The sequence below is a fragment of the Pantoea sp. Cr_R13 genome (genome assembly GCF_029222565.1).
In the GTDB taxonomy this organism is placed as follows: Bacteria; Pseudomonadota; Gammaproteobacteria; order Enterobacterales; family Enterobacteriaceae; genus Pantoea; species Pantoea eucalypti.
In genome coordinates this window covers 253,556-266,845 of the sequence record NZ_JARHXL010000018.1, presented here as the reverse complement: position 1 = coordinate 266,845, position 13,290 = coordinate 253,556, and the positions used below count along the sequence as shown (strand labels likewise).

Annotated in this window: 9 protein-coding genes and 3 pseudogenes; 8 read left to right on the top strand and 4 right to left on the bottom strand. The window is 45.2% G+C overall.

Annotation, left to right across the window (positions count from 1 at the left end):
- The first annotated feature begins 12 nt into the window (after positions 1-12).
- From P2R09_RS18150 to P2R09_RS18140, 3 genes are all read left to right on the top strand, one after another.
- Positions 13-2,343 carry a phage/plasmid primase, P4 family gene (locus P2R09_RS18150; protein WP_275771766.1) on the top strand — a complete coding sequence of 777 codons (2,331 nt, stop codon included), beginning with the start codon at positions 13-15 and terminating at the stop codon, positions 2,341-2,343.
- A 451-nt stretch (positions 2,344-2,794) separates the two neighbouring features.
- The gene (locus P2R09_RS18145) at positions 2,795-4,183 is read left to right on the top strand and encodes an HAD-IA family hydrolase (protein WP_275771763.1); all 1,389 of its coding nucleotides are present in this window, start codon (positions 2,795-2,797) and stop codon (positions 4,181-4,183) included.
- A gap of 975 nt (positions 4,184-5,158) precedes the next feature.
- Entirely contained in the window at positions 5,159-5,503 is a 345-nt protein-coding gene (locus P2R09_RS18140) for a hypothetical protein (RefSeq protein ID WP_275771761.1), read from the top strand.
- An 85-nt stretch (positions 5,504-5,588) separates the two neighbouring features.
- Here P2R09_RS18140 and P2R09_RS18135 read toward each other — a convergent pair whose 3' ends face one another.
- The gene (locus P2R09_RS18135) at positions 5,589-6,392 is read right to left on the bottom strand and encodes a hypothetical protein (RefSeq protein WP_275771759.1); all 804 of its coding nucleotides are present in this window, start codon (positions 6,390-6,392) and stop codon (positions 5,589-5,591) included.
- Between the two features lie 29 nt (positions 6,393-6,421).
- Positions 6,422-7,273 carry a DUF4393 domain-containing protein gene (locus P2R09_RS18130; protein WP_275771756.1) on the bottom strand — a complete coding sequence of 284 codons (852 nt, stop codon included), beginning with the start codon at positions 7,271-7,273 and terminating at the stop codon, positions 6,422-6,424.
- Positions 7,274-7,718: 445 nt separating this feature from the next.
- Here P2R09_RS18130 and P2R09_RS18125 point away from each other — a divergent pair.
- Positions 7,719-8,153, top strand: a pseudogene (locus P2R09_RS18125) (integrase core domain-containing protein); the annotation flags it as partial.
- A 102-nt stretch (positions 8,154-8,255) separates the two neighbouring features.
- Positions 8,256-9,005, top strand: a complete 750-nt coding sequence (locus tag P2R09_RS18120) for an ETEC_3214 domain-containing protein (protein ID WP_186806316.1) — start codon at positions 8,256-8,258, stop codon at positions 9,003-9,005.
- Positions 9,006-9,408: 403 nt separating this feature from the next.
- On the opposite strand, the pseudogene P2R09_RS18115 reads toward P2R09_RS18120, so the two are convergent.
- Both P2R09_RS18115 and P2R09_RS18110 read right to left on the bottom strand, forming a co-directional pair.
- Positions 9,409-10,334 (bottom strand): annotated as a pseudogene (locus tag P2R09_RS18115) (nucleotidyl transferase AbiEii/AbiGii toxin family protein).
- Positions 10,327-11,100 carry a type IV toxin-antitoxin system AbiEi family antitoxin gene (locus tag P2R09_RS18110; RefSeq protein ID WP_275771754.1) on the bottom strand — a complete coding sequence of 258 codons (774 nt, stop codon included), beginning with the start codon at positions 11,098-11,100 and terminating at the stop codon, positions 10,327-10,329. The pseudogene P2R09_RS18115 and the gene P2R09_RS18110 overlap by 8 nt, the downstream one beginning before the upstream one ends.
- A 393-nt stretch (positions 11,101-11,493) precedes the next feature.
- Here P2R09_RS18110 and P2R09_RS18105 point away from each other — a divergent pair.
- The 3 genes and pseudogenes from P2R09_RS18105 to P2R09_RS18095 form a co-directional block, all read left to right on the top strand.
- Positions 11,494-11,630: pseudogene (locus tag P2R09_RS18105) on the top strand (restriction endonuclease subunit S); the annotation flags it as partial.
- A 257-nt stretch (positions 11,631-11,887) separates the two neighbouring features.
- The gene (symE, locus tag P2R09_RS18100; RefSeq protein WP_275771752.1) at positions 11,888-12,217 is read left to right on the top strand and encodes an endoribonuclease SymE; all 330 of its coding nucleotides are present in this window, start codon (positions 11,888-11,890) and stop codon (positions 12,215-12,217) included.
- Positions 12,218-12,783: 566 nt separating this feature from the next.
- Positions 12,784-13,140, top strand: coding sequence for a putative T6SS immunity periplasmic lipoprotein (locus tag P2R09_RS18095; RefSeq protein ID WP_039658872.1), 357 nt, complete (start codon positions 12,784-12,786; stop codon positions 13,138-13,140).
- Positions 13,141-13,290 lie beyond the last annotated feature (150 nt).

Here is a 13,290-nt window from a genome sequence, read left to right as displayed (position 1 = left end):
GAGAAAAGAATAATGAAAATGACCGTATCAGACGCGGCAAAAGCCGCGCGGGGCCAGTGGCCCCGCATCCTGCCCGCGCTGGGCGTGAAGGTGGTAAAAAACCGCCATACCTCCTGCCCGGTGTGCGGCGGAACCGACCGCTTCCGCTTTGACGACCAGGAGGGACGCGGCACGTGGATTTGTAATCAGTGCGGTGCCGGTGACGGCATGGACCTGGTGAAAAAGGCCTTCTCACTGAGCCTGACCGAAGCTGCTGCGCGGGTAAACGGGCTGACCGGCTGCCTGCCAGCGGTGGACAACTCGCCTGCTGCCAGCGCGGGCGAAGATAACGAATCTGCCCGTGCCGCCGCCGTGAAGCAGGCCCGGCAGCTGGTCGGCACCGCGCCGCAGGCAACCGGCAATGCCTACCTGTCCCGCAAAGGCTGGCCGGAGCAGTCCTGCCTGACGCTGGCGAAGCCGCAGAAAGTCGCACTCACGGCCTATCGTGCCGGTGATTTGCTCATTCCCCTGCACGATACGGGCGGCCAGCTGGTGAACGTGCAGCTGATTAACGCCGCGGGTGAAAAGCGCACGCTGAAGGGCGGACAGGTAAAAGGCGCATGCCACATTCTCAGCACCGGCAAACCGGCAGCGCGCATCTGGCTGACGGAGGGCTACGCCACCGGCCTGACGGTGCACAACCTGACCGGGGATGAGGTGTGGATTGCCCTGTCGTCCGTCAATCTCCTTTCTCTGGCTGGCCTTGCCCGTGAAAAGCACGCCGCGCTGCCGCTACTGATTGCTGCCGACCGTGACCTTAACGGCGATGGCCAGGCTAAAGCAAAGCAGGCAGCCGAAGCCAGCCGCGCAGCCGTGGCCCTGCCGCCGGTGTTTGGTGACTGGAATGACGCCTTTATGCAGCACGGTGAGGAGAATACCCGGCGGGCGCTGGCCGAAGCCGCCACGCCGCCCGCCGCCAGTCCGTTCGACGTGATGAGCGAGGCGGAGTTTTCGGCCATGAGCGCCAGTGAAAAGGCGGAGCGAATTGCGGAGCACTACCGCAGCGCGCTGGCCGTGGACGCCAGCGGGGAAATTCTGTCCCGCTACCGTTCCGGCGCGTGGAAGGTGATTTCCGGGAAGCAGTTTGAGCGCGACGTGGCAAAGCTGTTTCAGCGCCTGCGCGCGCCGTTTTCGGCGGGCAAGATTTCGGGCGTGGTGGACACGCTGAAGCTGATGCTGCCGCAGCAGGCCGACCCGGCGCGACGCCTGATTGGATTCCGTAATGGCGTGCTGGACACCCGCACCGGCGGCTTCAGCCCGCACAGTAAAGACTTCTGGCTGCGCACGGTCAGCGAGGTGGACTACACAAAGCCCGTTCAGGGTGAAACGCTGGCAGACCATGCGCCGCACTTCTGGCAGTGGCTCGACCGCGCTGCCGGACGGGACCCGGCCAAACGCGACATTATTCTGGCCGCGCTGTTTATGGTGCTGGCGAACCGCTATGACTGGCAGCTGTTTCTGGAGGTCACCGGACCCGGCGGCAGTGGTAAAAGCATCATGGCTGAAATCGCCACCATGCTGGCCGGAACGGACAACACCACCTCAGCCACCATTGAAACGCTGGAGTCGTCCCGCGAACGTGCGGCTGTGATTGGGTATTCGCTGATTATCCTGCCCGACCAGGAAAAGTGGAGCGGCGACGGCGCGGGCATCAAGGCCATCACCGGCGGCGATGCGGTCTCAGTGGACCCGAAGTACCGCGATGCCTACTCAACCCACATTCCGGCGGTAATTCTGGCGGTGAACAACAACCCGATGCGCTTCACCGACCGCAGCGGGGGCGTATCACGCCGCCGGGTGATCCTGCACTTCCCGGAAATCATCCCGGCAGACGAGCGCGACCCGCAGCTGAAGGAAAAAATCAGCGGTGAGCTGGCCGTTATCGTGCGCCAGCTGATGCAGCAGTTCAGCCAGCCGCAGCAGGCCCGGTCGCTGCTTCAGTCGCAACAGAACTCCGACGAGGCGATGCGCATCAAGCGCGATGCTGACCCGATGGTGGACTTCTGCGGCTATCTGTTCACGACACCGGAGCCAAACGCGCTTTACATGGGGAACGCCAGCATCAGGCCGCTTCAGCCCAGGCGTTACCTCTACCACGCCTATCTGGCCTATATGGAGGCCAACGGCTACAGAAATCCGCTCAGCATGAAGATGTTCGGCCTGTCGCTGGAGAGCATCATGCGGGAATACGGACAGCACTACATGAAGCGGCGTACAAAGCTGGGGATGCAGACCAACCTTGACCTGACGGAAGAAAGCAGCGCCGACTGGCTGCCGAAGTGCGATGACCCTTCTGCGGCATGACTAACCAGAACCGGCGAAAGCCGGTTTTGTTACTCATTGTTCACCTACAGTGAAGGGTAAGAGTTATCATACATACGTTAAAATCATCTTATGCTATTGATTTATATTGATAAGTTAAAGCAGTGAACAGAGTGAAGAGTTGTTCGGAAAAATAGTTTTTACTTTGATTAGCAAGCAGCTCAATTTGGGAGATGGTTATCATTACTAAAGATCTCCAGTGGTAAGGGTTAAAGTACCAAAGCAATGATTAACAGTGTTGTTAGAAAAGATGTTTATAGTTAAACCAAAGCATTTGTGCAGGAAGAGGCAATGTTAAACTCTTGAAAATGGCCATTATCTAATTTTACTGCTAAATTTAGATTTGATTTGACTATCTTTAATGAAATAAAATAAATCATGTGCAATTTTCTTTAGAAGAAAATTATTGTTAGAAAAGTGGAAGGGAGTGAATATGAAAAAAAACAATCCAATTAAAAAGGTTCTTATAACAGATTTAGATAATACATTGTTTGATTGGTTTAATGTATGGTATGAGAGTTTTAATGGAATGCTTGAATGCGCATCGCAAATTAGCGGCGTATCTAAAGCAGAATTAATTCCTCAGATAAAAAAAATCCATCAGCGGCATGGTACCGCTGAGTATTCATATTTATTGGAAGAAATACCCGATTTCGTTTCTCGTTACAATGGGGCGCAGGAGATTAGAAAAGTAATGTCTCCAGCTATTAGCGTTTACAGAAAAGAACGAGCAAAAAACTTAAAGCTTTATGAGACAGTTTATCAGACATTAATTAAACTTCGCGAAAAAGGCGTTCTGATTGTTGGTTATACAGAATCTAAAGCTTATTATTCAAGTTACCGACTGACCAAGCTTGGCCTTGATGGAGTATTAGATTTTCTTTATTCTCCAGAAGACCACTGTGTACCAATGGACAAAAGTCAAGACCAAAGTTTTATTCTAAAAGAGACTATACATTTGCATACCCCCAAAGGGGAAACCAAGCCAAATCCAGACATACTTCTGCAAATCATTTCAGACATCGGCGCTACCCCCGAAGAATGCGTTTATATTGGCGATAGCGAGATGAAAGATATTGATATGGCAAAACTTGCGAAAGTTAGTGACGTTTTTGCTGCATATGGTACAAATCATTTTGGTGATAATGAAGATAAATATGACCTTTTAAGAGCGGTAACTCACTGGACACAAGCAGATGTTGATAAAGAGAAAGAAATAAAATCAAATTATAATAAAACTGAGCCAACTTATACAGTTCAGAAATTTTCAGAATTACTTGATTTGTTTGACTTTAGGTCTTTTAAAAGTAATAAACCACCAGCTGAGAAGGGCGCGCCGCTTGAAAAACTTAAGTTAGAGGTTGAAATATGGAAAACGACCATAGATGTTCAAAAACATTTCAATGATATGTCAATGAGGGTTAAGCATTACGCAATTTTGATGCTTACTGCTTTTATAGGTGCAGTTGGATTTATATATAAAAATCAGGGGAAAATGGCAATGGTTATTGATGGCCATGCTATAAATCTCACTGGTATATTAGGTGTTTTTGCTATTGTTGTTTGGAATTTAATATTTTTTATGGATTACGTTTGGTATCATCCAATGTTAAAAGGATCTGTGATGTCAGCACTGAATATTGAAGATAGACTGCGGTTTGACTTGCCAACTTTAAATCTTACTAAAACCATTGGCGAATATAGCCACAAAGATACTCTTTTTAATAAGCCATTTAATAGCAATAGGAAATCAAAGTACTTTTATAATGGTGGGACCTTGATTTTATCTATTCTAACTCTTTGCCTTTTTTTCGCTGGCTAGTAAAAAATATAAATTTTAATATATAAATAAAGATGGTGGTAATAAAGATATATAAAAATTTTTGTAAGCCAGTTCTGAAGTCGAAATTAAACTGAAAATATTATATTCTTACTTTGGCTGAACGAGAGCGATCATACTACGATAATGATATAAAAGGAGAGCCGGCTAAAGCTGGCTCTTTACTTCTTATCTGAAATGTGATTTGTAATTCAAACCATCATAGATCTTTATAAATTATTTGCTATTTTCTGAAAAATTGGCATTGGCAAATGTTGAACTACGATTTGCACAATTGTTGCGTTTGTCCAGTTGGGGGGTAAAGAGACAAAACCTAACTGAGTAAACATTGCAGTATGATGATTGAGCACATGCCTTGAATGGAAGATAAAAAATACTTAAGGGGCATAAAAAGGGGCATCAAAAGTCTTTTTAGATTTATTTTCCATTAAATACATGATGTTATGGTTTTTTTCGAGTCCGGCCTTCGCACCAATCACTCAAAGTCTATACATATCAATAAGATGGCTAGCTAGTTCTGCCTTTTATGACTGTACAGATTGCTTCTCTATCTTCCCGTTTAAAAGCCGCTGTAGTTGATAGTGGTAAATGGGATGTTAACTCATAGCGGCGTGTAGTTCCAAGCTTCAAACACGTACAGTTTCTAAACTTGAATAGCTATGACGTTGCCACCGTCTCAAAAAAATCCCTAAACATTCATCTGTTCCACACTTAGCGCGGTGTCCTGTTCCTGCTCATCGTGATGGCGTTGCATTGGATAAACGAGCTAATGTTGGGAATCCTAACCAGTCCGGGAAAGGGACTGGCTCTGCCGTGGTGTTCACCGAGCCATAAATGATCGGTACTCGATAAGCGAGTGGATGAATGATGATAATGATGAATTGCCTACGGCGCTGTCTGTTGATGTACCCAACACGGCGCTAATGGCCTCTTTGACTCAAAAATTAAGGGCGATGTATGAAAATGTCTAAATTACGTTTAATCGTAATGCTTTCTTTGGTAGTTGTTTTGAGTGTCATAATCACAGCCACTGCGTTAATAAAATGTACTTTAAGTGAAATTGATGACGTCCAACGTCAAAGTATGCGCTTCCTTGGTCATGATATTGCCATAAGCAGTATTCAACTTAGTAGGGATCAACTCAATGACGTTGCCAACAGCATTCGATCAAACGTAGGTAATGATAAAGCCGGTGATGATTTCATGAAAGGGTATGTGCGTGAATGGTGCGTAAGGCATTCCTCGGGAAAGACAAACTTTGCTGGCTGTGCTATTAATTATGGTATTTATTTAGAAGAGTAGCGCACTCTGGTGTTTATTTCTTTTAAACTATGTGGTGAATAACATCACCACATTTAATAGTATAATGCATCATCAGCCCCTTTAGTTAACGCATGCCTTCCCATTTTTGTTTCCACCGATTAAAGCCATGACTATCCTCATAGCCAGATAAAGAACACACCATATCAATTATCATCCTGTCTAAATCAGCAGAAACACATCCACCGCAAGTTATACGCACGATAGTACCGCCTGTTCCCGGCCCGAGTGGTTCGAGTTGAAGGTGATGCCAACTAAAGCGAGAAGAGATTATTTCTGATAACATTTCATGTGGGTCCTGCCCATCAAAACATTTATCATCATAATACCCCATTAATCCTATTATTATTCCTTGTAGGCCATAAATATAATCATTATTCGCTTCAATCATTTCTCCAGTATTGCCCGTGTCCCAACCCGGCTGACACTTTTTAATGAGAGCCATTTTCACACTAGGTAACGAATCGATATAATCATAAAGATTATCTACTACGAGAGGCGGAGTATTAATTTCTGGTTTAGAAAGAGTATTCTCATTGGAACTTAACGTTGTACCAACCATTTGGCTTACAGCAAATGTATCTGCTTGAACACGGCGAGTGCTCACTCTTAACAGCCAGTCATCTCTGTATTGTCTAACCACTGAACTCGTTAGATGTTTACCAAATCCGCCTCTAATTTGGGTTTCATCATGACAATCGAAACAGAGCACACTCAAATTGTCCGGAGTATTATTACTCGGATCTTCATCAATATGATGTATCTGGACGCGCTTACCCCTTATCTGACACACGCAACAAGTCCTGTCCGATTTGAATAATATATCAGATGAAAGCTCACGACTCAGGGTAATGCGCATCTTTCTAGTCATAAAACCCCTTTGTGATTTGTAATGTGAAGTTAAATTTTTTTATTTATAATTCCAGTGGCTTGTGAAAATAAAGCTCCAAAAGATGTCCGCCTAATATACCCTCTCTCAAACTCTTTTGTCAGTTTTTCGTGGGTATAAGTTTTATCGTTTATATACTCTTCGCGATCTTTTATCGCGATATATCTCTCCTCTTGAGCGCCCATATATTTATCATAGCCAACTTCAATGAGACCTAGGCGTATCCAGTTATCAACAAAGGAAGGGATTCTTTTGTCATAATAGGGTGCGTCGCCTGTATATAATTCTAGTATGTGCCTACAGCTAACTATAATTGAATTATCTTCAATATTTTTATATATTACTCTTCCGACTGGTTTTAAAGTATTGCTTTCAAGATAAATCGGGAGAATTTCAGCCTCAATGCTGGTTAATTGTTTTATTACTTCAACAAATGCCGGATGTGTATTGTCATAGGAATCTATATTCATAGATGAAGCTATCAATTCAAGATACATCTCTTTTAGAGGTGCTTCTTCATGACAAAAAGCTAAGCCTTGCAAGGCTGGGCCTGCTATAGATGCTTTTGGCTCTATAATATTTTCGGGTGGTATGTGTTGGGTCTTCTCCTCTAAATCTTTAGTAAATCTTTTTTGAAAATAAATCTTTGCTTTATCTATTCCAAAATTCACAGCGGCAAGGGGGAGTAAACAATTCTTAACTGCTTTGCTAACTATTACCGCAGATTCACCAAAATTTTTAGCAGCCTCAACGGTGTTTGTATCATTTTTGGCAAGCTCCATCAGATCCTTTGCAACTTGAGCTGTGGCGGTAACGGGGAGTGATACCCCAGTGTTACTGGTTTCGGCCTTATTCTCAGACATGTGCTCTCCTATTTATTGAAACGAGTTGACGTCTATTTATACCCACTATGCATGCTCTACGAAACTAACAAATTTAGTAATCGGTGTTAAACGCGCTCAGAAGGTTTTTAAGAGCTTTTGAGCTATATTGATCTACAGATCACCTGTAAATATAAAAGCTCGTTGTAGAGCTTCTCAGATTTTTCTACACGGTATTACCGCGCTTGGCCTGTATCCTCTCACCTATGCTGCTAAAACTAACGACCTATTTTTATTAGACTCACCCGAGTGCCTCCCCCTGAATCACACAACTCTTTTCCCCCGTGCACCCTGCGACAGTCGTCTGACCACGGAAGCACCGCTTCCTAAACACACCTGCACTGTCCTGTTCGGGCTCTGTACTGGATAGACGCACGGCATGTCCCCAACCTGTACTGTTAGCGTCTTAGCAGCCGTAGCGATAAGGCATGCTACTTCAGACGCTACTTTTTACACATGGCGCAGGAAGTTTGGCGGCATGGAAGTCCCTAAGGTAAAGCTTAAGTCACTTGAGGAAGATAACGCCAGACTCAGAAAGCTGCTCGCCGGAGCCATGCTGGATGAGGAAGCGCTTCAGGTGGCTTTGGGTCGAAAGTTCTGACGACAGCCCAGAAGCGGAAAGCCGTGGAAGCCAATACAGAACGGATTTATTGAGAGTTTTCACGGACGCTTTCGCGATGAATGCCTGAATGAGCATTGGTTTAGCGACATCAGCCATGCCAGGAAAACCATCAGTGAATGGCGTCAGGATTATAACGAATGTCGCCCACACTCCACGCTGAATTATCGGACTCCGTCTGAATTTGCAGCGGACTGGAGAAAGGGTAATTCTGAGAGTGAAGGATCCAACAGTACTAACTGAGTTTTGTATCTAATACTGAGGCAGGTCAATGAAAGGATGTAATTGAATATTTATTTTAAAAGTGCTTATATGTGGACTTTTGTAATTTTTAAAGGTTGTAGAATGCCACATAATAAAGAATCGACTAAGAAATCATTACTGACTATGATCATTGGCGCAATAACCATTACAGTTGGTATAGTGGTTGCGTGGTTAGGAGCATTAAATGGTTTTTTTGAGTTATATAATAATATTGCTGATAAGTTTTCTCAGCGCCAGGCAGAAGATAATTTAAACGCAATTTATACTGGCTCATCTATAAGATATATAGAATCAGTATTTGGCGTGCCTATACAAGAAAGCCATTCCGATGATGGTAAAGTAAACGAATACATATATTCATTTAAGAAATTCTATCTTCAAGTTGTTTATGATGATAAAAATAAAGTAATATTATACTCAGTAACAAGTAAAGATAAAAACTTCCATCCAAAAATCCCTTATCTAGGCTCCACTCTAGGCAATAATTTTGATAGTTATGGAAAAGATATCCAGGATTTTGAATCTGGGTATTCATCAAAGTTTTATCAGTATGAAGAAGTACACTATTTAGGAAATCCGGGTAATTACAGGCATTTCTATCTTGCTTATAATCCTGCCGGGATAGAATACGCGGACTTAAATGCGCTCCCAGATCTGCACAATGACAACAACTTCCCGCCCAAAAAAGCTGATTTAGATCATTTCAGGCAGAACAACACACCAAATACATTTGCTATAGGTGACATCATGGGTTCTCCCAAAGGGCCTGAGCTATATTATGGAATTGGAATTGATTACTTTGTGGCGCGGGATATACCTGATAAAGACTAGTTTTGCACTATGCTTGTGCCTGTCAGTTTCTTCAGGACGTTTAGAACGTTCTTACATATTGAAAATAGAACTCTTATGTTCAAAAAAGGATTTCCTTTCTGGTTTGAGAACGCCCTGTTACGATAGATATAGCCATTTCAACTCGTTATCGTTCCTGGTATTTCTATGTAATTTTGGGCGAAAAACGTACTGCTAATCCCGTTACTGTCTGACATGATGATAAACAAACCCGGACTTATGGCCTGCATCAAAAACCGGCAGATCCCGAAAACCACATCGCCTGCGAGGCCAACAGCAGTCTTATTTTTAAATGTAGGAGGGAAAGTTATCCTCAAAGGGATTTTCTGGTTTATCTAAAATCATATAGTTACACTATTGGTGTAACTATAACAAAAAAAGTAAACTACCTTAGCCATTCTGTCATGACCTTTTCCAGTTTATCCAGCGACTGCACGCGCTTTTCCTCATTCATCCGCCCTATATTTCGCAGCTTCCATTGAACGGCTGGTAAATTCTGAATGTGGGATTCTGGTGCTAAATTCCAGTCAGGTTCTCCGCGTTTAAATGACATCAGGAAGTCGAAATCCTGTTGAGTGAAATGCGCTTTCAGCGCACTAAGCATTCTTTCCGGGACCTCTCCCAGCGCTTCCAGTGAGACCTCCTCAAGGGTCATGCCGCTGAATTCATTTTGAAAGGGTTCGGTAATATCTTTCCAGCGTGGGCTAAGCACTTCGGATAAGGGGCGATTATGGCTAAGCAAATAAGCGATAAAGCCATTGAATATTGCGCGGTCGATTCCCTGTGTATGAAGGAGCATTTTAACGTCGTAGAAATCTCTGGGATGTTGTCGATCTAACGCAGCACATAGCTTGCCGCCATACAGGTCAGGCAGTGAGACTACCGGGATCGCGGCAAAACCAAACTCTTCTTCCACAGCTTCCACGACGTCGCGTTCTTGCGGTGGATACAAGGTTCCCCGGGCAACGGGTGAAACCTCGATTTTAATTTGCGCGTCGTCCGTAGTGGCTATGATACGCATCTCATCGGGATTATGGGTTTGCAGCACTGCACTGATCCTGGCTTTTACTTCCAATTCAGCGGCGATGCGGCTTAGCGCCTCCCGCACGTTGGGTAAGGCGGTAAGGCGACCTCTCTGCTTTCCAGTGGGATATAAGCCAGATCGATATCAACGGACAATCGGGGAAAATCGCGAATGAATAAGTTGATCGCGGTTCCCCCTTTCAGCGCAAAACAGGTCTCGTTAGCGACATAGGGTAATGCTCTAACCAGCAGGGAGACCTGGCGGTAGTAGGGGGAGGTTTTATCCATGGCTTATTCCCTTCCTGGTAAAATTTTCGGGCACAGTAATCATGTACTGCGTATCCAGCTTGCCATTAACAACTACTTGTCGGTTACCCGATCCCAGGTCGATTTTGCTGGTATCTACGCGCCTGAACCAGGCATGATCATAAAAACTGGCGAAAAACAGATACAATCGCTTTGTTTGTACGGACTGACTGAGCGTAAGTAGCTTCTCGACTTTACGTGGATTGAGATTGACCAGTCCCTGAAAAAGCTCGGCAGCGTGCTCGAATGAGATTACCTGAGGGACTGCGCTTAACAGCTCATAGGCTGCCAGCTCTGGTACGCTGGCAGTTAATTTTTTTCCTTTAACGTCGAGCTCGGTTCGGAACTTCTCATCCAGTTGAGGAAGCTTCAGAGCTGATACTATCAGCCACTCAACGCCGGGAAATTCTTTAAACCATTTAGGCAATATTGTTTTGTTTTCAACGCTAAGCCAGCATTGACTCTGCTTAAGTTGCAGGTAATGGGAACGGCCCTGCCAGGAGAGGCTGCTCAGTCCGGCCAGATGCACTGGCGCGTCAAGCTGGCTTTGAAGACTCCATAGCGCATCACTCCAGTCCGGTTCTCGTCCTGAGCGCGCATAAACGCCAGCCCGCAGTTTTTTCAGCCAGCCACTTTGCGCGTATTTATAGGCCAGAGAAGGCGATATGTTGTTCCGGGTTAGCCAGGATTGCAAAACCAGGCTTCCTGGAGAGGTGTTTTGCAACAGCCAGTTTATTTTTGATGGCATAGATTCACTCAGGGTGTAACTATAATAAAAAAAGTAAACTATCTGGGGAGTGAAAAGTCAATGTACAGTGTCTCTCACAGCATAAATGTTGCCAGCGAAAGTTATTGATAGCCTGCTGGTAAATCCTGAACAGTTTGTTTCAGTCAGGCTGGAAATGATTGCATCACGTGTATTTTTTGATAGATCCGCCCGTAATCGATACTGTCAGCCCAATCCCTGCCGCCGCAGCTATAAACACATACTCTGGTACAAGAAAAATCGGCTCTGCCAGCCACATCAGTCCCTTCACTATCAAGCGGGATCGAGCGGGATCGAATGATAAGCCTGGCGTGGTACCTGGACCCATGGTTTTCGCTGAATCGCCCTAAGCCGCGACTATCAGTCCGTCAATAAATCCGACAACTAATCCTGGCGAAAGTATTCCAGGGTGAACTCACCGTGCAGTGGCGGCTGTAGACCCTGAATTAATCAGCGGAGAAAACAGCGCTGCCGCGTTGCTGGAGAAAATTAAATCCGAACGTACAGTCTGAACAGGTAAAAAGGCCCGCGTAGAAAATCCTGGTTATTATTTTAGTGCGGGCCTTGCCGGTGCGCGCCTTATTATTTACCGCCAGATAAATATTAATATTTATATTCAAATTATTTTATAAAAAATTATTTCACGCTGCTTTCAGCTGGACTTTTTGTCGCTTTACTGATGATATATACAGGTATTTAGCGCGGTGCGAATGTGCGCCAACACACCCGCGCCGCTAATCACAATCACTATTTATAGGGAATAGTAATCATGACTGACGCCCATTCTAGTGCACAACTGTCGGAACCAGAAGTCTCGCCTTCAAATAACCGCCAGCTGACGGTTGGCTACGCGAGCCGCTATCCGGATTACAGCCGGATTCCCGCCATCACTATGAAAGGACAATGGCTGGAAGCAGCCGGCTTTGTCACTGGCACAGTCGTAGAGGTAAAGGTAATGGAAGGCTGTATTGTGCTCACTGCCCGGCAGGAGAGCGAACTAGTGCAGTCGCTGCGCCAGGTATGCAAGCTGTCGGCGCGGAAACAAAAGCAGGTTCAGGAGTTTATTCAGGTTATATCCGGTAAACAGAAAGTCGTTTGAATGGAAAGCCGCTCCCGAGATCGCATCGGGAGCGGTTAAATATCAAGGTGAATAATGTAGAGCGAGGGAATTTCAGGCTGCATTTTCGCGGCGCCGCTCGGCGTGTCTTTAGGCTACATCACTTTACAACACCGAACTGATTTCATGGCTATTCGGCAGACATTACTCTATACCTCACAGGTAAAATTACGTAACGGGCTAATGTCTTTTGCACAATTGAGTTGGTGTTAAATGGAAGCGAAACGTGTCCCGGCAAGGGATGGAATCCTTATCGCCGTCACCTTGCTCGTAATAACTTTCCTTCTGGTAAAGCCATCAGATCAATCTACAGAGGGAGAGCAGAATTTTTGGACAGCGTTAGCAAAGCTATACAATCAACGCGATATTGAAGGTTTGTGGGGGTTACGCTAATAGTCACCAGAACAGTGGTAACCCTCAACGGTTATCAGATCATAGTCAGAGTGATTGAGAAGAAGATGAATAAAAAAAACGAATTTTATAATAAGTGAAGTAGTTTTTTGCCCCTCGCATTGCCATAAAGTCGTAACAGGGAAGGAGCGTTGAACATGAAAAACAAAATATTGCTGGGTGTCGTATTTCTCTTAACGGGATGTCCTGGGCCTGGCGATCGAATGGTGGGGCGCGTATCTACAACGGCGTTTCTCAAAGACAATCGAGTTTGTGTAGTGTCGCCACTGGAGCCACAAGAAAGTATCACTGCCATTCAAATCAACAGCGATAAAAGTGACTCCTTTCACAGGGTTTTTGATGACAAGCCTGTTTATGTTCCAAAAGGTGAGTGCCTTCCTGTGTTCGGATTTAAATTCACAACGGGAGAACGATACTATTTCGCCTATGAGGTTCAATCTGCTAAGTCAGTTTCGCATCTAGTCACAGCTGATTTCTCTTATCACAAAGAATAAGAAGGCGGAGCGCCCGCTTTGTTGCCCAAACCGGCATGCAGCACACCTGGAATATTAATCAATGGTAAGCAGGCTAATGAAACAGCTTCCCGGCTGGACTGTCTGAAAAATCATCTATACCATTCACGAGCAAACTACATAAGGAGATGT